This is a genomic window from Ignavibacteria bacterium (assembly GCA_025612375.1).
Taxonomy (GTDB): domain Bacteria; phylum Bacteroidota; class Ignavibacteria; order Ignavibacteriales; family SURF-24; genus JAAXKN01.
Genome location: JAAXKN010000004.1, coordinates 23,840 through 47,047 on the forward strand (window position 1 = coordinate 23,840; position 23,208 = coordinate 47,047).

Below are 23,208 nucleotides of genomic sequence, written 5' to 3' on the forward strand. Positions count from 1 at the left end.
TCAGGATTCTAAAAGTATTTTCTTTAGTTCCCGGATGTTCAGCTCTGTTTCAAGCCCGTCTTTGTGCCAGTGTTTTTTGCAGCCGCAAAAGTCCAGAATGACGCACTGGGCGGGTACATCGTAGCGTTTGAGCTCCCAGCCTCCTTCAACAAGAGTTGTAATGCAGGCCGATGCAATTACTCCCCGGCTTGGGGCACTCTCACGCGGCCCCCAGAGCGAAAGGTCGGATGCATGGGGAATGACGTAAACTTCAAAATTATACTTCCTTCCCATCTCGCGGATCTGGTTAACGCGGCAGCCTGCAAGGCAGCCTTCACAGCGCAGCCCTCCCGGGACCTTTGTGGCTTCACACTCTTCAGCCGGGCGGCCTCTCATGCAGCCGGGAAGCAGAACGGCTTTAGTCTCCGTATTCTGAAAATCTTTCCTGAATGCCCTGTTCATCAGCTCTGCTCCGGCCATGTTAAGATGATACTCTGCACGCGAGCGCGTGCAGGAAATCCGGTCCTCACGCCACATGTAATGATTAAATGATTTTCTTAAGAAACCTTCCACATTTTCCGTGTATTTGCCAAGCGCCTTGAGTGAGCTTTCCTGAAACCACAGGGTGAAATTGTATATGGTTTGAAAAATAACCTGCAGTTCCTCCTTGCTCTTAGTCTGCCAGTAAGCCCTCCAGAGAATGAATCGCAGTGCCTGCTCGCGGAATTCCCCCGTTGCTTCGAACCATTTGCAGACGTGGTCTATCTGGTTTAAGGTCGGAAGTGAATGTTCTTTGGATCGTGACTTCTGCGGCAGAAGAAAAAGAGTGGTGAGGAGGCCCCGGGCTATGTCAATATATGGTTTTACCTTCTGATGCCTTTTGCGCCACTCCGACATATGGGAAAGTGTTACAAAAGGTGCAGCGTGGACTTTGAGTGCAACGTGAGCGTAAGTCTGCCACAATACTCCAAAACTGATCAGTTCAAGAAGATATTCCTCATCTTCACGGATTTCTTCGAGCTTGTATTTCTTCAGATATTCTTTAAAATCTTTAATGAGCGGCAGAAGGGAATCCTCAGACTTTATTAAAACCTCGTCAGCAAACCTGCTTACAGTTTTATAGTACTCCTGCGAATTTTTATCCCCGCATCTGAGAGAATATGTGATAGTTTCCATGAATATCCCCCTGTAAAAATTCAATAATCACTTCAGGGAAATATAATTAAATTTGGGTTTGTTTCAACGGTGAAAGTTTTCTTCTGGGAGAAGTTCCGGAGATATAAAGCCCCTGAAAAAGAATTTCTCAGGGGTTTTTCAGTAATTGTTAATTTGGCGGTTATTTAGCAGGAGTTAAAATTCCAGCCCATCCTCCTCCGGGTGCAAGTTTTATCTTTAATGTTTCTGAAGATTTAATGTCCTTATTGCCAAATTTATAGTCTGAGGCATGGCGGTTTGCATTAACCCCGTCCTCAATGTATTCAAGTCTGTAGCTCCCAGCCTCAAGAAATGAAAGCGGGATTTCAAGCTCCCGGCTATTCCAGTCCGTCATTGCACCAATGTACCAGGAGCTGCCGCTTTTTCTTGCAACAGACACATATTCTCCTGCCTGGGAACTGAGCCCCACGGTTTTATCCCAGACTGAGGGCATGCGTGAAATGAAACGTGTATAAGCCGAATCTTTCATATAATTTGAAGGATTATCCGAAAACATCTGCAAGGGGCTTGTAAATACCACGTACATTGCCGCCTGATGGCATCGTGTCCCCTGGCTCATCGGTTCAGAGAATATTGCGCGGAAATCGTCCTTGTTTGCGTTTATCATTGCGCCCGGCGTAAAATCCATGGGTCCTGCGGCCATCCTTGTAAATGGGAGTGTAACGTCGTGCGTGGGGGTGACGTCTGTACTCCACTTATCGTGTTCCAGACCCTTTACACCTTCCTGCGAAAGGACGTTCGGATATTTGCGGTTAAGTCCCGAAGGCTTGTACGCCCCATGAAAATCTACAGCAAGTTTTCTTTTAGCAGCCTCATTGGCTGTGCGTTCATAGAAGTTTACCATATACTGGTCGCCCCTTTGCATGAAGTCGACTTTAATTCCCTTAACACCCCAGGAAGCAAACTGGTCCAGAACCTGTGTTATATTTTCGTCGAGCGCATTCCAGAGGACCCATAGTATAAGACCGACGTTTTTCTTTTGGGCATACTGAATAAGTTCCGGAAGGTCAAGTTCCGGTACGGTATGCAGAAGGTCGTGGCTCGAACGTGACCACCCCTCATCCAGAATCACATATTCCAGGCCAAATCTGGAGGCGAAATCAATATAATACTTATATGTGTTTGTATTAATTCCGGAGGGGAAACTGACGTTATATATATTGCGGTCATTCCACCAGTCCCATGCAACCCTGCCAGGCTTGATCCAGTTCGTATTTTCAATTTCGTTAGGGCTTGAGAGTTTATAGACGAGGTCACATTCAAGCAGGTCTTTGTCGTCGGGTGCAACAGCAATAACGCGCCAGGGGAAAGTTCTTCTGCCTTTTACAACTGCTATATAATCGGCAAGTTTTGTTATGTCGTCATCCCTGTCGTTAACGTGGTTAAGTGCAAGCGTGACTTTGGGAAAGGCCGGCCTGAAGGCTGCAGCTCCTGTTCCATAGAGGAACATGTTGGGATAGTCGTAAAGGTCAGCTTCAGTTATAAGAATCTTAGTTTTGTTTTCAGTAGAAAGAAGGACAGGGAGTGAACAGAACTGTGTATCTTTTATTGCCAGAAGATGCGTGTCCTTATATGAACGTTCATAATGGGATACAAAGTCCCAGAGCTCTTCTTCGGGAAAGAAGACCCTGTAGTCGCCGGCAAAATTGAACCTGGCATTTTCCCATTCCACGGTTATCTCCTTGTCGGGGAAGTCTGTAATAAACCTGTAGGCCATTCCGTCGTCGTAAGCCCTGAAGGCCAGGCTGTAATTCCCCTTGAAGTTTATTAAGAGCTCATTGCAGTTATTTTTAATTATCTTATTCTTAACGGGTACAACCGCTTCAATTGTTTCATTTATTGTATTTTTCTTTGTCCCTTTAACTGAAGTGTTTTTACCCAGCTGCATCCCATTTTTCAGCCTCATTGAAACAGGGCTCGGGTTAATCAGGTTTTTTCCGTCCAGTAAAACGGAAAAAATTACGCTGTCCTTAGTTGAGACTGTAACTGTCAGTCTACCATTGGGTGACTTAACGGAATAATCCTCACCCGAGGCGGTGCTGAAAAGAAGAATAGAAAACAGAATGGTGTACTTTGAAATAAGTGAAGCCCCAGGGTGCTTAAGGAAGAGAAAGCAATCTGCAGTTTTCTTTGAAAACATAATGAGCTCCCATTAATGAATTTTAATAATATATAAATTCAAAAGTTACAGGGGATTATTACAGATAAAATTCAGGAAGGAATATAAAATAAAAAAGATAAACTTCATATTTAAAATATTTGCAGCGCGATCTGATTAAGAAAGCTGAATTGCCGCGAGCTTTAGCCTTCGCGGCAATTCAAAAGAGAAATAGGCAAAAAAGCATAAATGCCCGGGCCTTCTCACTGAATGGTTACTTTAGCAGCATCAGTTTTCTGCTTTCAGTAAATGTTCCGGCCTGAATCCTGTAGATATACATTCCGCTTGGCAGGCTGCTTCCGTCAAACTGAAGGGTATATGTGCCCGCATCCTTAAAGTCATTTGTGAGAACTGCAACTTCTTTCCCCAGGATATCGAATACCTTAATATTGACAAGCTTTCTTTCAGGAATGGAATATTTAATTGTTGTGCTGGGGTTAAACGGATTCGGGTAATTCTGGCTTAAGCTATAAACTGTTGGTGAAGTATTGCCTTTTTCAACTGCAGATGGCTGGCTTTCTGATGGCGAGTGCAGCCCGATTGTAATTCCTCCATTCTGTCTAACCGCCCATGCATTGCCCTGTCCGTTACGGGCCTGAGTAAGATATAAATATGCGGATGTATCAGGCGCGGTATAGGCAACGTGCCAGGTGCTGTCGCCGAAGTTCTGGGCGCTGTAGACGTGATTATCCGGTATTGTTTTATTTCCCATTCTCGTCATAAAGCAGTCCCAGTTCTCGTGTACAATTATTCCGGTGATCATTCCGGTTCCGGAAGCGTTTACAGTTCTCCAGGTTTTTCCCAGGTCTTCAGTTCTTAGTAAGCTTTCACCTGCTGCAAAGCCGTTATTATTGGAGAAATAAATTGCAGTGATATCTCTAAGTCCCTTTGTGGCTTTGGAGGTCCAGGTTTTTCCTGAATCAGTTGAGACGTAGAGTGTTGAATCATTTGTTCCGAAAGCCAGCATGTGGGATGAGGTATCTCCCCAGACCGAGTTATTCCATCCGGAGCTGGATTGGGCAGCCATTGCAATTTTTATTTTGCTAGAGTCCCAGGTTATGCCGCCGTCATTTGTAATCCAGATGGACCATCGGTTATTAACCGGGTTTCCGCAGGCAATGCCACGGCTGGTATCGAAGAAAAACATTCCGTTTATCCGTCCATCTGATTGCGTAAAAACTTTTGTCCAGGTTTTGCCGGCGTTGCTTGTCTTAAATATGTAGGAGGTAGTCTTATACATTATTGTATCTGTCACCGGGGAAGCGCTGCAGAAGGCTGTAGAGGAATCCAGGGCGAAAATGTTCAATATGTCCATTGTATCGAGTACAGATCCGCCTCCAGCATTCCGCCAGGTTGTGCCTTCATCTACAGTGCGGAGTACAGTACCATGACGGCCGCTTATCCAGACGATCTTGTTTGTTACAGCCGAAATGGAAAGAAGGTCCTTTTTTGTTCCTGATGCCTGTTCCTTCCACTCATGTGCGCTGAGGGATAAAGTTAAAATTAAAAAAAAGAAAATGGTAAAACGTTTCATACACTATCCTGACCTTTCTATTATTCATTTAGCAATGAACAATCGCTTTGAGATAATTTCTTAAGTATCACTTAACTTAAAGACAACGTTACCAGGATGGCCAGAGTGTAACGGCAAAGAGCATCAGTAAGCTGGATGCTTTTAATCTGCTTCCGGCAATTTATAAGTATGGGATAAAGCATTATAACAGGATCCGGTCTAATTAATAGATTAACGCTGAAAGAGGTGAAATGTCAAGGTAAATGGGAAAGAACCTCAACCTGAGGTTCTTTCCTGAAATAACTAGCTGCTTTTCAGAAGGTCGTTCAGTGCATCTTCAAACCTGGAAAACTGAAACCGGTAGCCCAGCTCCTGAGTCCTTTCAGGCAGGACTTTTATTCCTTCTGTAACAGGAACCGAAGCTTCGCCAATTGCGGCTTTAATCGGGAATTCAGGTATTTTTAGCCACGAGGGCCTGTTCATCACGCCGCCCAGGATTTCCATAAAATCCTTCATTCTGACGGGGTTTGGTGCAACGGCATTAAGCGCTCCGTCTACAAAATCATTATCCAGGGCAAATATAAATATATTTGCCACATCAATCAGGTGTATCCAGGAGATCCACTGGTTCCCTTCACCTACCGTTCCCCCCATGAAGTATTTGAACGGGGTAAGCAGTTTTTCAAGAGCACCTTCTCTTGTATCGAGGACGATTCCAACCCTGACGCTTGCCCGCCTCAGTCCAAGGCTTTCAGCTTCGGCAGCCTCGGTTTCCCAGCGTTTGCATACTTCTGCCAGAAAGCCATCTCCGGGAAGGCTTTCCTCTGTATACGTGACGTTGTTTTCAGAAGAGCCGTAATAGCCGATTGCCGAGGCAGAAATAAAAGCTTTAGGCTTATTATCTGTCCGGCTGATGGCATAAACGAGGGTTCTGGTGCCAAGTTCACGGCTTTTAAGTATTTTTTCCTTGTAGTCGTTGCTCCACAGGGCGCCCAGGAGCGGTTCCCCGGCAAGGTGCAGAATTGCGTCCTTACCCTCGATGTGCCTCTGCCATTCACCGGTCTTATCATATGAGTCCCACTTGACAAATTCCCTTGCGCCCGGGAGTTCGTTTTTGGCAGTATTAGGAGAGCGTGTAAAAACGGTTACCTCGTCGCCGCGTGAGCTTAAGACCTGTGTAATATATTTCCCGATCAGGCCTGTTGCGCCTGTAATAATGATTTTCTTTCCCATATTCCTCTCAATCTGATTGTTAATTTTATTTACAAACCTAATTTCTTTATTTCAAGTGCATTCATTTTCTGTAACTATATGTAAAATACGCCCTTAATATTGGCCGGATATATGGTCTGATTATCTGATTTGGGGTTCGGTGAGGAAAAATTATTTAAAAAGTATTTCTTGCTAGAAAACTATTAATGTCTTAGCTTTGCCATTACTTTTCAACTCCAAGGGTCCCGTACCCCATACGGGGAAAGGATCTCATAGGAGCAGTCCTTTAATTTTGTTCGCTTTTCATTTTAGTCTTTTTCTTTAATTCATCTTATTTATTAATTACTTCGGGGATTCCAAATGAAGAAAATCTTTTCAATTGTGTTCTTACTGGTGGTGCTGTGTTCAATTAGCACCTACGGACAGTTGAATTACAAGTTCTCCTCGGCTCCAGGAACGTTTACTGCTCTTTCAGGAGCAAATCCGTTTACTTGGGTTGCAGGAGCTACAGCCGATGAAGGTTACACTAATGCGACCGAAATCGGCTTTTCGTTTAACTATGCTGGAAAGGATTATACCCAGTTCCAGGTCTCAACCAACGGTTTCTTAAGGTTTGGTGCAGATCTTGCTAATGCTACAAAAGCCGATGCTCTGGACGGAGCCTTAAGGCAGATTGTTGCACCATTATGGGATAATCTGGCGGTTGGAGCAACTTCCGACATTACTTATTTGCTAGAGGGTGCTGCAGGAAGCCGTATACTTACGGTTGAATGGAAAAATGTAAAGTGGAACAGTTCCACTTCAGCAAATTCTCAGTTTCAGGTAAAACTTTATGAAGGCACAAATAAAATAGAATTTGTTTATGGTGCCATGACAAAGGCTAACAATGTAAGTACCTCAGCCTCAATTGGTCTGGCTGACAATACAGCGATTACAGCGGCTGGCTCGGCAACAGGGAAATTCTTAAGCATTAACGTCGGTGGTACAGCAAGTCCAAGGGTATACCACCAGACAATGACAAATGCTTTCAGCTCTATATCAAACTCACCTGATGCGAACACAGTATTCACTTTTGAGCCTGTAACACCAACTCCAATTCCTGCTGGTACTTACACCGTAGGTGGAACAGGTGCGGACTACAAGACGATAAGTGACGCGGCAACGGCACTGAACATAAATGGAATTGCAGGACCTGTGGTTCTGAAAGTCCGTGAAGGATCCTATGATGACATTTTTCATCTCCTTAATGTAAAAGGAACTTCGGAAACAAATACCATCACACTGATGAATGAAAGCGGTCCGGTTGTCCTGATGCCTACGAACGGTAGCAGCGGCAGTACTTCCGGTGCTTCTACTGCTGATGCAATTATCCGCCTCGATGGAACACAGTATACGACAATTCAGGGCCTGACCTTAAATGACAACGGCTTGTCAACTCTCGCACTGAAGTTCGAATTTGGTGTTTGCGTGGGTAACTCCCAGTTAAACGGTAAAATGACACAGGGCGGCAGGTTTAATCACCTGAAGGACCTTAAGATTGATATGAAGCCTACTGCAGGAATAGTTCAAACCGGTGCGATGGGTGTACGTTTCTATACATCCAGCTCATCAGAAACAGATACCAGCATGGCAATAAGCTATAATAAGATAGAAAACTGTAATTTCGCAGGTTTCTGGCTTAATGCCTGGAAAACTTATGGTATCAGCGGTACTAATCCAAACCGAGGCAACGTTGTAACAGGATGTACATTTGGAAACTTTTCAATTAAATCGGGCGCAAGCTACGATGTGCGCGTAATGCAGATTGATTGCGAATCCGATCTTACAATTGAGAAAAATAAGTTCCAGAATCTTGATGTGGCAATTCAGACCACAAATCAGGTTTATGGAATCTGGTTCAATGCAGGTGGAAGCGCTACAGTCGTTAGCAGCGGAAAAATTATAATCCGCGATAACGAGATGAGCTCAATTTATAACAGCAATTCTGCATTAACAACCGGTTCAACTATCGCTATTTGTGTTCCTGCGGTTAAGGACGGTACAGATATCGAAATTTCCGGCAATAAGATCCACGATATCTTTACAAATGCCACTACTACAGGTCGCGCTGACGGAATCTTTACAAATATTCACGCCGGAGCTAATGTAAAGGTGAAGATCTTTAATAATATGGTCTATGACCTCAGAGCTCCAAAGGCTTCCAGTACAATTAATGCTGTAAGAGGAATTGCCATTACAAACGGCGGCGGAAACGGAACCTTTAGTGTCTATAATAACACTGTTTATTTGAATAATTCTGTTCCCCCGGCAGTAGCTGCAACAAATGCTGCTCATCGTTCATCATGCCTGAATGTGCAGAGTTTTACAACTGCTACACTGGATCTTAAGAATAATCTGTTAGTAAATACGATGGGTACAAGCTCTAATGGTACAGGCGTAACTGAAGCAAGCTGCTTCCAGGTTGAAAATTCAGCAGTCCTCCAGAGAATGACAGTAGGCAGCGATAATAATTTGTTCTTTGCTGATACATCAGTTGCTAACAGCGGTGTTGTTTATGACGGAACTAAGATCTACAGAACAATGCCAGAATATAAGGCAATCGCAAATCTGGCTCCAAGAGAAACAAACTCTTTCTCAGTTGATCCCAGAACCTCATTCGTTAAATCTGATACTTTATATGACCTTCACATAAATCCATCCTCATGGCTCGTGAAGGCACAGGGTACTCCAAGTGCTATGGTTTCAACTGACATTGATGGGGATGCAAGAAGCACAGGTTTCACTACCGGACCTGTATCAATAGGTGCTGATGAATATGTCCCTACAGGCAAGCCTTCAGTTACAGCCACTGGAAAAATTGCAGACAGCCTGACCACTGTATTCACAGGCGTTGACGGCAAAACGATCGGCGAAATTACCTGGCATAAGGGAAAAGGCACACTGCCCGATTCAGTAGCCATGACTTATGTCCCGGGCTCTCAGCTTACCTCAAATGCCCAGGCTTCAATATTCAAGAACTATTCAGTCTCAACTTTCGGTGGCGTAAAAGGCTGGAATGCCGACCTTAAACTCTACTACAACCCGACTACAGAGTTAAACGGTATCTATGAACCGGCCCTCAAAATGCACCAGAAGTCTTCTGACACATGGAGCCAGCTGCCTTCAACTGTTGATACATTAAAGCATTTTGTCCTCTCAAAGATAATTGGCGGGGCAGACTTTACGCTCGGCACTGAGGCCCCGGTTCCATCAATCTCAATTGCCTCGGCAAGAGAGGACTTGAATAGTGATCTTGTACCTGACAAAATGGGTCAGAGTGTAACGATCGTTGGTGTTGTGGTTACAGATAACCTCTCAAAAAGCGACACAGGAAGCGTCTATTTCTTAAACGACAAGACTGCCGGTATCGTTCTTTCTGCAGCAAAGAAGCTTACTAAAGAACTGACCGTTGGCGACAGCCTCAGGGTAACAGGCGTAATCGGCCAGCATAACGGCCAGACTGAAATCACCCCTGCGGATACCGTTATCGGCGACCAGGGAAGTATGGTTGTTCTTAAAGCAAATGCTTCTGTTCCTGCTCCGGTGGTCATTACTGTAAAAGACCTTAAGTCTGAACAGTATGAAGGTAATCTTGTTGTTGTAAGAGGCCTTTCAAAAATGACTTCAAGCGTGCCATGGCCGGTTTCAAACGACACAACTTTGACTGTCGGCACTAGTACAGATTCTTTGTCACTCTTTATTGATCACGACACAAAGCTGCCGGGAACAAGTGAACCTGAATGGCCGCTGGATATCATTGGCGTGGTCGGACAGAATTCGCAGACCCTCAGTGACGGTTACATACTTATACCGAGAAATACAACAGACGTAACTGTACCGGTTCTTTCTCTGGCAACGGCAAGAGAAGACTTGAACACCGACTTTATACCCGACAGAAAGGGACAGACACTTAAGGCTAAAGGCATTGTTGTTTCACCCGACTTTACCGCAAGTGCCGGTGGAAATAACTACTATATTACTGACGGAACTGCAGGTGTACTGCTCTATTCAGCCAAGAAACTTTCAGCCGCGCTGAACATTGGCGACAGCATACTTGTAAAAGGCAAGATCGATCAGTATAAGGGTGCAACTGAATTTGTTCCTCTTACAACTGAAGTAGGTGAAAAAGGAAGCGTTACGGTACTCAAGACAAATGCAAGAGTTCCTGCTCCAATTGAAATATCAATAAAAGATGTTAATTCAGAAAAATATGAGGGAAGTCTTGTAAAAGTTAAAAACATTTACAGATATCCTTCAAGCCCTATCTTGCCGGCATCGGGCGTAAATACCAGCATGATAGTTGGTAACGAGAAAGATTCAACTATACTCTTTATCGATCTTGATACCGATATCGACGGAGCAAAAGAACTTAAATTGCCTGCTAATATTACGGGTGTCGTTGGTCAGTATACTTCATCCAAAGACCTGAACGACGGCTACGAACTGATTCCGAGAAGCATGGCTGATTTTGACGCTGTAAGCGGAGTTGAAGATAATTTATCAAAGATTCCTGCTACATATGCTCTTAATCAGAACTATCCGAACCCGTTTAACCCTTCAACTACCATCAGCTTTGACCTTAGGACAAATGCAAACGTAACATTGAAGATCTATAGTGTTCTTGGAGAGGAAGTCTTAACACTTATGAATGGCAGCTTAATGCCTGCCGGCCATAAGATACTTTCATTCAATGCGTCTAACCTGCCAAGCGGAATGTATATTTACAGGCTGGAAGCAAAGGGAATTGACGGAACCAACTTTACGGGCATTAAGAAAATGATGCTTCTTAAGTAAAACTGGTCAAATCCTTCTCTAAAAAAGCCGGTTCTTCTTGAACCGGCTTTTTTTTGCCATTAGCTGACTTTGCTCTCATGCTATTTCCCGCAGACGGCCGCTCACGGAGAAAAAAATATCCCCTTTTATTCATTTTCTGCCGCAAAACAATGGCATCATTTCCGAATATTTTGTATTCTCATAATTATATTATCAGAAAACTGAGGAAACTATGAAAGTTGGAATAATTGGTGCCGGACTGGTGGGATCTACATCAGCCTACGCTATAGTAATGACAAAAGCCGCAAGTGAAATTGTCTTAATAGATGCTAATGAAAAACGCGCAATTGCCGAGGCTGCAGATATACAGCATGCAGTTCCTTTTACACACGCTACCGACATACATGCCGGGAGTTACGAGGACCTGAAAGAGGCCAAAATTATTATAATTGCTGCCGGTGCAAGCCAGAGGCCGGGAGAAACCAGGCTCGCGCTTTTCGAAAGAAATGCCGCAATATTAAACCAGATAATCCCTAATACAGTGAAATTTGCCCCTAATGCAATATTCCTGATTGCAACAAACCCGGTGGATATTATTACACATATCAGTACAAAAATTGCTCAGAAGTACGGGGTCCCTTCTTCGCACGTTATCGGATCGGGTACTACTCTGGATACCGCCCGTTTCAGGGCGCTGGTCGGAATCCATGCCGGAGTTGACTCACAGCATGTGCACGGATATGTGATAGGTGAACACGGGGATTCTGAAGTCCTTACATGGGCTAATATCGATATCAGCGGAATTCCTCTGGCAGACTTCATCCAGTTCAGAAAAGTTGAATTTAACGATCAGATCAGGCGCGAAATTGATGAAGGAGTGCGCAATGCTGCATATAAAATTATTGAAGGCAAAGGTTCAACCTACTACGGTATAGGCGCTGCAATTGCAAGAATAGTTGATGCAATTAACAGGGATAACCGGGCAATACTGACAGTCTCAACCATAAATGAAGAGGTCGAAGGGATAAGGGAAGTCGCGCTGTCGCTTCCGCACCTGATCGGAGGAAACGGGGATTTAGGTACGCTTCCATTAAGATTAAGCTACGAAGAAAGGCTCCTCTTAAGAAAAAGCGCACAGATAATAAAAGAAAAAATTGATGAATATGAAAATAAGGCGGAGAAATAAGACGGGGTACTATGCCCTGTCTTATTATTTCTGTAACGTTTGGTGAGATTCTTAAATTTGCCAATCGATAATCATTTATAAATCTGCCTCATTTATACAAAACGGCACAAAAATGGAACTCTTTATGAAATTTAGGTTTACAATAGCTCTATTATCCCTGATTATTGCTTTCTTTTTCAATACATCTTTACTTGATGCCCAGAACCTTGAGGGCAGTCATCCGGAAAGGGAAGTTGCAATCACCTTCGACGACCTCCCGGCCGTATCCACAAGGCAGGATATTAAGTCCTGGAATGAGCTTACAGATAACCTCCTTTCAATAATTAAAGATAATAATGTGCCGGCAGTGGGTTTTGTAATAGAAAGCCACCTCTATGATGAAAACGCGTATAATACTAAAAAGGCGGAGCTCTTAAATAAATGGCTCGATCAGGGACTTGAGCTTGGAAACCATACGTATTCACATCCGAGCCTTAACCGTATTCCTCTTCAGAAATATGAGGACGACCTGATTAAAGGAGAGGCAACTGTGGGGAAAGTGCTCCAGGAGCACAATATGAAACTCAGGTATTTCAGACACCCATTCCTCCAGACCGGAAGAACCATCGCCAAAAGAGACTCATTTAATACTTTTCTTTCTGAAAGAGGCTATACTGTTGCTCCTGTAACAATAGATAATTCCGACTGGATATTTGCTCGCGCATATGACAATGCAAGGGACAAGGGGGATAAAGAGATGATGAAAAAAGTTGCAGATGCATACATCCCCTACATGGAAAGCAAATTTGAATATTTTGAAAAACAGTCTGTGAAACTATTCGGACGCGAAGTTAAGCAGGTGCTTTTAGTTCACGCCAATACAATCAATTCGGAACATTTCGGTGAAATAGCCCGTATGCTGAAAAACCGCGGCTATAAGTTCATTACTCTTCAGGATGCAATAAGCGACAGCGCGTACAAGTCGCCCGATACATTTACCGGCGCCGGCGGCATCAGCTGGCTTCACCGCTGGGCATACACAAAGGGGCACAGAAGGGAATTCTTTGCCGGTGAACCTATGACCCCGGAATTCGTAATGGAAGAGGCCGGAGTTACAGAAGAATAAAAAGCATTCCCTATTTTTCAAATCTGAAGGAGATGAGCCTGGGCACTCCTTGTGCCTCGTCTTTCTCATGGCGCCATTCCCTGAGGTCCTTCAGATTTAACCTGCTGCTTTTAGAAGATGCCAGGAAATCTGAGATGTCGTGTACATATGCCTGTATTTCAATTGTCTTGTCCCCGCGTTCAAACCTGGCTTTTTTACCCTGATACTGCCTGAATGGGTGGAGCTCGCATACAAAGAATGCCCCTCCCTTTTTAAGCGTCCTGGAGGCTTCAGAGAATATAAAATCCAGCTCTTCAATGTGTTCAAGTACAAGGTTTGAGACAATCAGGTCAAACGTCCCGTCTGAAAAAGGCCATGGCTTCGTAATATCAGCGAGTGAAAATGTAACATTGCCGGACCTCAGCTTTTCTTTTGCCCTGGAAATCATTCCTTCTGAAAAATCCACCGCCCACATTTGTTCTGAAATGCCCGAAAGAAAAGATGTATTTTTCCCCGTGCCGCATCCGAGCTCAAGCGTCCTTCCGTAGCTGATTCCTTGCAGGCTTTCTCTTGTTGCCGTTTCATCCAGGTCACGCGTGAGGTTAACGTCCGTGTCGTAAGTCTCAGACCAGCTGTTGTACGCCTTCTTAACTGTCATTGTGCTATTAAAAAAGTTTGTAATGCTCTAATTTATCAAAAAAAGACATAAAATCCCGGGCAACAGGAGTTTCCTTCATGAATTCTTGACTGGGCACGGGTAAAACATTATATTTACCGCATGAGAAGAAGCGTTATAAATAGAAACCTCTCATTATTATTGTTCCTCGTTTGGGGAACATCCCTCTTAAATGCACAGGATGTTTACACCGGAGGCATTTCACCGGTTTTTAAGACAAGCAGGTCTCTTCTGCAGGCTCATTCAGCATCCTCCTTAAGTTTAAGCCGCCCGGGCTTCAGTAATGCAGTCTCACTTTCCACCTCTGCAGTAAATCAGCCCGGGCCTGATATAAAGATTTACAGCGGCCTGGGAGACAACATTGTAAACAGCTTTAAGGGAATTAACCTTTACCTCCATCTGGCAGGAATAGCTTCAACCGCACTGCTTACCTCAACCGGAAGCGACTATTACGTTTTTAAGTATTTTAACGAACACCCTGCCTATGGAGATGCGGCAAGGCCCGTGATCCGTTTTGCGCAGTATTTCCCTTTTGTAATAGGGGGAGCGCTTTATGCGCATGGCAAGCTAAATTCCGATCAGGAGGCTGTTGCGGCATCCTTTGCCGTTCTGCAGTCCACCGCACTGGCATTTGTATATAATTCCATGCTTAAGGCAATTACAGGAAGGCCGCATCCCAACTGGAGGGAGGAAAGTGATATGATGGCTCTAAGCAAACAGTTCCGTTTTGGCTTTTGGCGGGGAGGGATATTCTGGGGCTGGCCCTCGGGTCATACATCTTCAACAATGGCCGTGGTTTCGGCTTTAACGAACTTCTACCCAGGTAAGACCTGGCTTAAGGTTCTGGGCTATGGTTATACGGCTTATATGATGTTTGGCGTTTCTTCCCTTAACAGGGGAGGAATGCACTGGTTTTCCGATGCTGTAGCCGCTGCATTGATGTCCTATGCAATAGGTTCGACTGTAGGCAAGTTTTACCGCAGACAATTCGAGAATAAGGCGCCTTCTCAGGCCGGAACATCGCCGTCCATGCGGATTTTCCCTGATTTTAGCTTCTCAATCCCTCTTTAGGCTCCTGCAGGGATCATGCCCTTCCTGTTTTATACATTTATTTATTAATTTCGTAACTTTATATCCTGAAATAAATTAACAAAGAACACATCTGTCCTTTGCTTATAAATGATATATGTGGAATAATTGAGGAATTAAAATTGAAATATTTTGTACTGCTTTTTACTTTATTGGTCTTTGCTGAAGCATCTTACACGCAGAATTATTCAGTCAAAGGATCTGTCAGGGATTATTATACCGATCAGGCCGTTTCTGAGGTGAAAGTGATTCTTTCCAGGGGTAATTTTAATACAGAAACAGACAGCCTGGGCGGCTTTACCCTCAGCAATATCCCCGAAGGAGAATATTCCATTACATTCTCGCGCATTGGGTATAATGCAAAAACATTAAGACTTTCTCTGCTTCCGGGTAAAAAAGAGGAGTATCTTGAGGTAACACTTGAACCCGTTAAACTGAACGACATATATGTAACCAGTACCAGATATGAAAAAAATATCAGGGAAGTTCCTCTTCCTGTAGAGGTAATGACGGGAAGCGATATTGAAAAAATATCCGCTGTTTCCGTATCAGATCTGTTAAAAAATAAACCCGGAATTGCACTTCAAAGAGACGGAGTCTGGGGTACAACCGTAAATATCAGAGGGCTCAGCCGTTCATCCGTTGTGACCTTGATAGACGGGAACAGAATTGAAACTGCCACAGACATTTCGGCAGGGCTATCCTTAATTGACATCAACAATATAGAAAGAATTGAAGTTATTAAAGGCGCCGCATCATCTCTATACGGCACCGGAGCCCTTGGCGGAATTGTAAACGTTATTTCCAAAAGCGGACAGTACAGCGACAGCTTTACAATTGGCGGCTCCCTGGGAAGCGGCTACAATTCAGTCAATAACAGCGGTTTCGGCACGGTGTCATTAAGCGCAGGCGCCTCCTCATGGTTTGCACACGCAAGCGGCTCATTAAGAAATGCAGACAACATTAAAACCCCAAGAGGGACCTTGAACAACAGCCAGTTTAAGGACAACAGCTTTTCTGCCGACCTTGGAATTAAGCCTCTGGCCGACAACGAATTAAAAATCAGCTATCAGAGATTCTATGCCTCAAATGTCGGTATACCGGGCGGAGGAAGCCTTTTCCCTTCAGCGGCAATTGTAAGATATCCGACCGAGGAAAGGAAGCTCTTAAGCGCTGAATACAGCCTTAAAAATATTTCGCGGAACTTCCTTAAACTCTCAGCTAAATATTACTACCAGTTTATTTTAAGGGATGTGGAAAACATTCCAAATACCGTAACTAAGACCCCGGCTCAGAACGGGCAGCCGGCAAAGATGACCAGCGTCCTGAAGATTACTCCCAACGCCAGGCACTATACAAACGGACTTCAGCTGCAGACTGACTGGAGAATTGGTGAAAGTAATTACTTTATTGCAGGCGTCGATGCATGGCAAAGAGCGCTCGACTCAAGACGTGAAAGATCCATACGGGTGTCGGTCTTTAATGCAAAAGGCGACTCGGTTGTAAAGGCAACAAATCAGATAGTGGGCGAAAGACCCCTTCCCGAGTCACGCTTCCGCAGCATAGGATTTTATGCCCAGGATGAAATTAAGGTGATTAAAGACAAGCTGAGAATGACGCTGGGCGGAAGATTTGACCAGATCAACATTAAAAACAACAGCGTCAGCAATCCGGTCTATACAATTGTAAACGGAGTAAGAAATGACGCTCCTGCCAATACCCCATACTGGCTTGAAGGAAAAGCCAATAATTACTCCTGGAGCGGAAACGTGGACATGCTTTATTCCCTTACTAAGGGAGTAAATTTTAACCTTAATTTTGCGCGCTCTTTCAGGGCCCCTTCTTTGGAGGAAAGGTTCAGGTATATCGATCAGGGCAGCGTAATCTACTTGGGTGATCCTGATCTTAAGCCAGAAGACGGGTTCAGTACCGATGCCGGCGTAAGGATATTTAATGAAGTCCTTTCCTTTAATTTCAACGTGTTCTTAAACAGCCTGAGCAATATGGTTGTCGATAAGCCTTCAACGTATGAAGGACGGGCGGCTTTTGTAAGCACAAACGTTGGGAAGGCCAGACTCTACGGCTTTGACCTCAATGCGGAGTATAACCTGTTAAATAACTACGTCCTCTACATGCTTGCCTCATACGTCAACGGAAGAGACGTTGAAAAAGACCTTTATCTGCCCCTGATGCCGCCGTTAAACGGAAAGGTTGGTTTCAGGGCTCCTGTTATGGAATATGCAAACGTTGATTTGTCGGCAACCCTGTTTTCAGCGCAGAACCATACAGCCCAGGGAGAGATGAAGACTCCGGGCTATGCAACTTTCGATCTCTATCTTAATTCTGTTCCGTTAAAGTTATGGAATAGCAGCCTTACGGCTTCTGCCGGAATTGAAAACATTATGGACAAAGCTTACAGGAATCACCTGGCGTCAAACCGCGGGCTTCTTAACGTTGAACCGGGAAGAAATTTCTTCCTGAAATTGAATTTTAACTGGTAAGTATTAATAATCAAAAATATTTTCTGAGATATAATGAACTGGTTTTTACTGGCTTTTATTTCGGCAGTATTTTCTGCCATGGCAGCTATTTCACAAAAGAAGGTACTTTTTAAGATAGAAGGGCTCGAGTTTTCATTTTTAGTTTCACTGGTAAGCCTGTTGTTTTCTCTTCCTTTTATTGCGCTTACAAACTATAATACGCTTGAGCCTGTTAATCTTTTGATCCTTTTTCTTAAGACAATACCCGGGACAGTAGCATTTTTTCTTGTAATGCTTTCGCTGAAGAACCTTGAGATCAGCAAGGCGCTTCCGCTTCTGGCATTAACGCCCGGGCTTGTTGCTATATTCGCCTTTCTTATACTGAAAGATGAGCTTTCTCTTTCCGGAGTAGGCGGTATTGTACTCCTCTTTACAGGCACATACCTGATTGAAACCAGGCCGGGACAGAAAATATTTGATCCCTTTGTTACAATAATCAAATCAAAGAAGCACCACTATGTACTTGGTGCGCTGCTTCTTTTTACGGCAACATCAATTGTAGACCGCTGGCTTTTGGGGCGCTACAAGCTTATGCCTGAAGCATTCATGGGTTTTCAGCAGCTCTTCATGGCTTTCAATTTCTTTGTAATAACGCTGTTTCTTAAAAAGAAACCGTTTCATATTATAAGGTCCCTGGATGCATCTGTATGGAAATGGATATGCCTGATAGCATTTTTTACAATTGTTTACAGGTACACCGAGATTCTGGCTGTAAAGAGTGCCTCAGTAGCTCTTGTTCTGGCGGTAAAAAGGATATCTGTCTTTATTGCAGTAGTAATAGGCGGGAGATTATTCAAGGAAAGCAGCCTCCTTTTAAGGGCGGCTGCCACTGTTATAATTATTGCAGGGCTTTTTGTAATAGCAGGATAAATTTATTGAGGCAGACCATCAACTGCCTCAGAATTTACTTATCGCCGGGCTAATCTCACTATTGAAAATACAGGCTCAGGCCGAACTTCACACTGCTGCCAGCAAGGTTCCATCCTTTTGATTTGGCATTGCTTATTTGATCCACACTATTATTGTTTTGAGTTTTGGTGGTAATTTTAGATTCATTCCAGAAATAGCTTAACTGAAGACCGTACTCGGCTGAGAAAGAAATAGCTTTTGACGCAAACCACTCTACGCCGACTATCCCGCTTGCTCCCGGGGTCCATTGTGAGGATTGGGTTTCAATAGTAGTTCTATACATACGAGTATCGTCCTGAGGATAAGAAGTTTCGTTTTTTTCGAAACTGCGGTCGTAACGTAAGAAAGGTCCCGCTCCGCTGAAAAGTAAAAGCCTGGATCCAGGATTAAGATACCAGATATACTGAGTACTTAATTGAAGCCCAGTGCTATTTTTTTCAATGTCGTACTTTCTGATATGGGTCAGAGAATTTTGATTATACCAAAACTGATCATCAGACTGGTCCAAATTATTACCTCCGACTGATACACTCAATCCGATTCTTAATGCCCTTTCTTTTGTAAAATGATGCATGTAAGAAAACACAGAGCCCTGAAAAGAGGAAAGACTGAAGTTGTCAGTAATCTGAAACTGCAGAGCCCGAGAGCTGTCGGATAAATCTTCAGCAGGTGATGCCTTTGCCTGGGCATAACCGCATTGAGTGATGACTAAGAATAGTACAATAGCTGAGAAATACGTTTTCATTTTGTTTTGTCCTTTAATTGTGAAGAGTGATATATAGAACAAGTATAGTATTCAAAGCTATCTCAGGCAGACTGAAGTGCCGTAAAACCTGACGCCTTCTTCATTAGTTCCAGGTGCTGGAAAAATATCAATTCTTGTCTGTCCTTTTATGTGAGTCTTTAAGTCAATACTGAAATTGTAAAATTTACCGGGGTAAAGCGGAAACATCTCTTCGTTAATAATTATTGTTTGTGCATCTCCGTTTTCAAAAGTGAAGCGGACCTGAAGAGGTTTGTCCCACAGGAAATCTTTGCCATCCAAAATTACTGTTAATTCAATATTGTAAAGATATCCGTCAAATCCCCATGTGGGCTGGACTGCAGGTCTGTAATGTCCGGTGACATAGCGTGGGTATATATAATCATAAACTTCCTTAATGAAATGGCTTTCTGCATAATGAACTGTAATAATAGGAATAGATTCAGGATTGACATCCCGGGAATAGGCGGGCGTTATTAGCAGGCCGAGCAATAAGGCCGATGCAAGGTAAAGTTTTCCAGATAAATTCATTTTTCCCCTCAGAATGTTGCACTTAAAGCCATCCGGGAAATACCGGCTTTAAATAACATAAGCCAACATCTGTGCCAGGGGGAAAGCCTGTAAAATTTAACATTCTGTGAGGAAGGCTGCAGAATGTGTCCCTTACAGGCTACAAAATTGTCCAATGGAATATACGGTCCAGTGTCTTTATGCTTCTTCTTTTACTGCTGAGTCCACTTTTACTAAATGCAATTTGATAAATGAAATGACCTCTTCCATTGCTTCTTTCGCCTCGGGAATGAATGCGGGCAGGAATGGATAGCAGTGCAGCATCCCTTCACCGCGCCTGAAAGTGACATCCACACCCGCGGCCATGGCCTTTTCAACGAACTGAACCGAGTCGTCAAAAAGCTCGTCGTCTGTACCTGCCTGAAGCAGGAGCGGCGGAAGCCCATAAAGATCGCCGTATAAAGGTGAAATGAGAGGATTTTCGGCGTCATTATCCCCGCAGTAATACTTGCCGAAGACTGTCCATGAATTTAATGGCGCCACTGATACTTCATTTTTTGTTCTGTAGGACTCTCCCGTGCACTTTAAGTCCGTCCATGGTGAAATAGCAACTGCGGCAGAGGGCAAAGGAATCTTTTCCTCCCTAAGAGCCAGCAGTGTTGCCAGGCAGAGGCCCCCTCCTGCGGATTCACCAACTATCATGATATCAGAAGGAGAAACGCCCTGGTTAAGTACCCATTTATATGCCGTAACGGAGTCTTCAATTGCCCCGGGGAACGGGTGCTCGGGAGCCAGGCGGTATTCAAAAAGCAGTGCCGGAATGTTTGTATCTTTAACTAACCTCGAGACAACTCCGCGGTGGTCCGAACAGGAGCCTGAAACGTAGCCTCCGCCATGAGTGTAAAAAATGACTTTATCTTTCTTTACACCTGAAGGCGAAATCCATTCGGCTTTTATATCCTGAATCTTAAGAGGTGTTACCTCGATACCTTCAGGCAGCTTGCCGAACATCCTTGCCCCTTTTTCACAATCCTCCCTGAACTTCGGTATGGAAGTATTAAAATCAAAAACATCCTTTCTTTTCAGCTCAAAGCGAAGTAAATGTCTGTGCTTTAAAATAAAGCGGAATATACGGCTCTGAAAACTTGGCATGCTGCCTCCTGTTTGGATTATTTCTGAAGTGCAAAAATATAAGGGTTTAGCTCCGCCATCCTGCCGGATGAAAAAAATCTTTATGCAAATTAATTAAATCGGCTGCAATTGTAAATAAGGCGGGAAATCAGGCGAAAATCATCTGCCGCCTCGCAAAAGAATGAGTAATTTGCGTAAATTTACTGTAATAACAATTTTGGCTATAAATGAAAAAAATATATCCTGTTCTGCTGATACTCCTGATGCAATATAATTTGTCTATTGCCCAGAATGTATTCAGGGCACGCGTTTTAGATTCGGAAACAAAGGAGGCACTTGCAGGCGTAACGGTTCAGCTTGAAGGCACTTCATATGGCGCCCAGAGCGACAATGCGGGAAATGTTGCAATCAGAAACATTCCCAATGGGGAGGATAAGTTCCAGTTCAGCTTTGTGGGTTATGAGGCCGCTGAAGTTGAGGTTACATACCCCGCATCTGATACAACACTTATTGTCAGCCTTAAGCCTGTGTCTCTCTCGACCAGCGAGGTTATGGTTACATCGTTAAGGAGCACATCCAGGATAGAGGATCTGCCGATCAAAGTTGAAGTCCTGGGCTATGATGAGATCAATGAAGAAAACGGGATTGTGCCCGGAAATGTCGTCAGCCTACTGGGCGACATCTCAGGCGTGCAGGTCCAGCAAACCTCCGTTGCCTCTGGTGAGCAGAGCCTCAAAATGCTAGGCCTCGGAGGGAAATATACGCAGGTCCTGAGGGACGGCCTGCCGCTCTATGAAGGCTTAAGCGGCGGCCTCGGTCTTTTGCAGATCCCGCCTCTTGACTTGAAGCAGGTTGAAATCATTAAGGGGGCTTCTCCCATACTCTACGGCGGAGGCGCAATTGCGGGAATTATCAACCTGGTTTCCAAAGAGCCCACGGACAAAAAGGAAATTACCTTTACGCTTAACCGCACTTCTTTAAGCGAAAATAATTTCAACGGATACTATTCTGCCAGAAATGTGAAGACGGGCATTACAATGTTTGCTGCAGTTAATACAAGACAGGCCAAAGACGTTGATAATGACGGATTTTCCGATTCCCCTGAATTCAAGAACTACTACATACATCCAAGACTTTTTTATTATCCCGATGAAACTTCCAAACTAATAGTAGGCTACTCTAATTTGTTTGAAAACCGCATCGGCGGGAATATGTCAGCCGTTAATAACAGCAATGGCCCCCTGCACAATTATTTTGAAAGGAATAAGTCCTACAGGAATACGGCTGAGCTGGAGTTCCATAAGGAGCTTAATGGAAAGAGATCCCTTGACATAAAATCAACAGGCACACTCTTCCGCCGCAGCTTTAATATGAATGACTTCAGCCTTGACGGCAGACAGTTTTTAACCTATAGTGAAGCATCTTATGCCATACCCTCCAGGGAACATACGACAGTATTCGGACTGAATTTCCTTTCTGAAAACTATAAGACCCTGGCCTCAGAAAATAAGAATATTACGCTTTACAGCAATTATACTTCAGGCATGTTCATACAGGACGAGTGGGCATTCCAGGAACACATTTCTCTTGAAAGCGGCCTGAGAGTTGACTACAACAATAAATATAAATTCTTTTTCCTTCCGCAGCTTTCATTTCTCTACAGGCCGGAAAAAACACTCAGCCTCCGCCTGGGCGGGGGACTGGGCTATAAGACACCCGGGCTTTTTACAGAAGACGTTGAAGATAACGAGCTAAAGAATTTAATGCCCATAAGCAGCTCAGTTAATGCCGAACACTCCCTGGGCTTAAACTTTGACGCTAAATATGAAACACTCCTCTTTGATGAAATCTCACTGACCATGGATCAGGCATTCTACTATACGAGAATAAATGATCCGGTGTCAAATGAAATACGCGGCGGACAGATACTGATTGGGAACTACTACGACTATCTTGACAGCAAGGGCTCCGAGTCTTACCTGAGGCTTACGGCAGATGAACTGGACATCTACTTCGGCTATAATTATACTTTTGCCCGCAGGAGCGTGAACAGCTTAAAGTCTGAGCTTCCATTTACTCCAAGGAACAAGGCGGCTGCAATTGTAACTTATGACCTCGAGGGACTGGGTCGCATGGGGCTTGAAGCAAGTTATGTGGGAAGGCAGTTTACTGAAGATAAAGTTCAAAAAAGAGGCTACTGGATAGCTGCTGCCATGATAGCCGGAAGCTACAGGTATTTCGAAGTTGTCTTTAATGTCGAGAATTTATTTGATATCCGCCAGAGCAGGTATGAGAAGATAATAACGGGCCCCCTGGTTAACCCGGTATTCCAGACCCTGTGGGCTCCCATTGAAGGACGTGTGTTTAATCTTTCACTTAAAATAACAATGTAGATGCTGCCGCATAAAACAGATCTTAAATCCGGGAGGAA

Annotated in this window: 15 protein-coding genes; 7 read left to right on the plus strand and 8 right to left on the minus strand. The window is 44.0% G+C overall.

Annotated features, from left to right (window positions below; genetic code table 11):
* The 4 genes from HF312_04385 to HF312_04400 all read right to left on the minus strand — a co-directional run bounded on the left by HF312_04385 (position 1) and on the right by HF312_04400 (position 6,098).
* Positions 1 to 1,155 carry a DUF116 domain-containing protein gene (locus HF312_04385; GenBank protein MCU7519429.1) on the minus strand — a complete coding sequence of 385 codons (1,155 nt, stop codon included), beginning with the start codon at positions 1,153 to 1,155 and terminating at the stop codon, positions 1 to 3.
* Positions 1,156 to 1,315: 160 nt separating this feature from the next.
* Positions 1,316 to 3,334 carry a glycoside hydrolase family 97 protein gene (locus HF312_04390; GenBank protein MCU7519430.1) on the minus strand — a complete coding sequence of 673 codons (2,019 nt, stop codon included), beginning with the start codon at positions 3,332 to 3,334 and terminating at the stop codon, positions 1,316 to 1,318.
* A 232-nt stretch (positions 3,335 to 3,566) separates the two neighbouring features.
* A complete protein-coding gene (locus HF312_04395) occupies positions 3,567 to 4,886 on the minus strand; it encodes a T9SS type A sorting domain-containing protein (protein ID MCU7519431.1) in 1,320 nt (439 codons plus the stop codon).
* A 282-nt stretch (positions 4,887 to 5,168) separates the two neighbouring features.
* Entirely contained in the window at positions 5,169 to 6,098 is a 930-nt protein-coding gene (locus HF312_04400) for a TIGR01777 family protein (GenBank protein ID MCU7519432.1), read from the minus strand.
* A gap of 339 nt (positions 6,099 to 6,437) precedes the next feature.
* Between HF312_04400 and HF312_04405 the strand changes: the two genes are divergently transcribed.
* The 3 genes from HF312_04405 to HF312_04415 all read left to right on the plus strand — a co-directional run bounded on the left by HF312_04405 (position 6,438) and on the right by HF312_04415 (position 13,180).
* Complete coding sequence (locus tag HF312_04405; GenBank protein ID MCU7519433.1) at positions 6,438 to 10,910, plus strand: T9SS type A sorting domain-containing protein; 4,473 nt, start codon at positions 6,438 to 6,440, stop codon at positions 10,908 to 10,910.
* 211 nt (positions 10,911 to 11,121) lie between these two features.
* A complete protein-coding gene (locus tag HF312_04410) occupies positions 11,122 to 12,075 on the plus strand; it encodes an L-lactate dehydrogenase (protein MCU7519434.1) in 954 nt (317 codons plus the stop codon).
* 124 nt (positions 12,076 to 12,199) lie between these two features.
* Positions 12,200 to 13,180, plus strand: coding sequence for a polysaccharide deacetylase family protein (locus HF312_04415; GenBank protein MCU7519435.1), 981 nt, complete (start codon positions 12,200 to 12,202; stop codon positions 13,178 to 13,180).
* A gap of 10 nt (positions 13,181 to 13,190) precedes the next feature.
* Here the strand turns inward: HF312_04415 and HF312_04420 are convergent, their stop codons facing one another.
* The gene (locus HF312_04420) at positions 13,191 to 13,817 is read right to left on the minus strand and encodes a class I SAM-dependent methyltransferase (GenBank protein ID MCU7519436.1); all 627 of its coding nucleotides are present in this window, start codon (positions 13,815 to 13,817) and stop codon (positions 13,191 to 13,193) included.
* A gap of 120 nt (positions 13,818 to 13,937) precedes the next feature.
* Here HF312_04420 and HF312_04425 point away from each other — a divergent pair, with 120 nt between their 5' ends.
* The 3 genes from HF312_04425 to HF312_04435 all read left to right on the plus strand — a co-directional run bounded on the left by HF312_04425 (position 13,938) and on the right by HF312_04435 (position 18,334).
* Positions 13,938 to 14,906: a phosphatase PAP2 family protein gene (locus tag HF312_04425; GenBank protein ID MCU7519437.1), complete on the plus strand. Its 969-nt coding sequence runs from the start codon at positions 13,938 to 13,940 to the stop codon at positions 14,904 to 14,906.
* A gap of 140 nt (positions 14,907 to 15,046) precedes the next feature.
* A complete protein-coding gene (locus tag HF312_04430; protein ID MCU7519438.1) occupies positions 15,047 to 17,425 on the plus strand; it encodes a TonB-dependent receptor in 2,379 nt (792 codons plus the stop codon).
* Positions 17,426 to 17,458: 33 nt separating this feature from the next.
* Complete coding sequence (locus tag HF312_04435) at positions 17,459 to 18,334, plus strand: DMT family transporter (protein MCU7519439.1); 876 nt, start codon at positions 17,459 to 17,461, stop codon at positions 18,332 to 18,334.
* A gap of 58 nt (positions 18,335 to 18,392) precedes the next feature.
* On the opposite strand, the gene HF312_04440 is transcribed toward HF312_04435, so the two are convergent.
* The 3 genes from HF312_04440 to HF312_04450 form a co-directional block, all read right to left on the minus strand.
* Positions 18,393 to 19,118, minus strand: a complete 726-nt coding sequence (locus HF312_04440; protein ID MCU7519440.1) for a hypothetical protein — start codon at positions 19,116 to 19,118, stop codon at positions 18,393 to 18,395.
* A 57-nt stretch (positions 19,119 to 19,175) separates the two neighbouring features.
* Positions 19,176 to 19,667, minus strand: coding sequence for a hypothetical protein (locus HF312_04445; GenBank protein MCU7519441.1), 492 nt, complete (start codon positions 19,665 to 19,667; stop codon positions 19,176 to 19,178).
* A 177-nt stretch (positions 19,668 to 19,844) separates the two neighbouring features.
* Positions 19,845 to 20,798, minus strand: a complete 954-nt coding sequence (locus HF312_04450; GenBank protein MCU7519442.1) for an alpha/beta hydrolase — start codon at positions 20,796 to 20,798, stop codon at positions 19,845 to 19,847.
* A gap of 206 nt (positions 20,799 to 21,004) precedes the next feature.
* On the opposite strand from HF312_04450, the gene HF312_04455 reads away from it, so the two are divergent.
* Positions 21,005 to 23,170 carry a TonB-dependent receptor gene (locus tag HF312_04455; GenBank protein MCU7519443.1) on the plus strand — a complete coding sequence of 722 codons (2,166 nt, stop codon included), beginning with the start codon at positions 21,005 to 21,007 and terminating at the stop codon, positions 23,168 to 23,170.
* The last annotated feature ends 38 nt before the right edge of the window (positions 23,171 to 23,208 follow it).

Coding starts and splice junctions, on each gene's coding strand:
- HF312_04385 (MCU7519429.1), bottom strand. CDS start 1,155: ATGGAAACTATCACATATTCTCTCAGATGCGGGGATAAAAATTCGCAG.
- HF312_04390 (MCU7519430.1), bottom strand. CDS start 3,334: ATGTTTTCAAAGAAAACTGCAGATTGCTTTCTCTTCCTTAAGCACCCT.
- HF312_04395 (MCU7519431.1), bottom strand. CDS start 4,886: ATGAAACGTTTTACCATTTTCTTTTTTTTAATTTTAACTTTATCCCTC.
- HF312_04400 (MCU7519432.1), bottom strand. CDS start 6,098: ATGGGAAAGAAAATCATTATTACAGGCGCAACAGGCCTGATCGGGAAA.
- HF312_04405 (MCU7519433.1), top strand. CDS start 6,438: ATGAAGAAAATCTTTTCAATTGTGTTCTTACTGGTGGTGCTGTGTTCA.
- HF312_04410 (MCU7519434.1), top strand. CDS start 11,122: ATGAAAGTTGGAATAATTGGTGCCGGACTGGTGGGATCTACATCAGCC.
- HF312_04415 (MCU7519435.1), top strand. CDS start 12,200: ATGAAATTTAGGTTTACAATAGCTCTATTATCCCTGATTATTGCTTTC.
- HF312_04420 (MCU7519436.1), bottom strand. CDS start 13,817: ATGACAGTTAAGAAGGCGTACAACAGCTGGTCTGAGACTTACGACACG.
- HF312_04425 (MCU7519437.1), top strand. CDS start 13,938: ATGAGAAGAAGCGTTATAAATAGAAACCTCTCATTATTATTGTTCCTC.
- HF312_04435 (MCU7519439.1), top strand. CDS start 17,459: ATGAACTGGTTTTTACTGGCTTTTATTTCGGCAGTATTTTCTGCCATG.
- HF312_04440 (MCU7519440.1), bottom strand. CDS start 19,118: ATGAAAACGTATTTCTCAGCTATTGTACTATTCTTAGTCATCACTCAA.
- HF312_04445 (MCU7519441.1), bottom strand. CDS start 19,667: ATGAATTTATCTGGAAAACTTTACCTTGCATCGGCCTTATTGCTCGGC.
- HF312_04450 (MCU7519442.1), bottom strand. CDS start 20,798: ATGCCAAGTTTTCAGAGCCGTATATTCCGCTTTATTTTAAAGCACAGA.
- HF312_04455 (MCU7519443.1), top strand. CDS start 21,005: ATGAAAAAAATATATCCTGTTCTGCTGATACTCCTGATGCAATATAAT.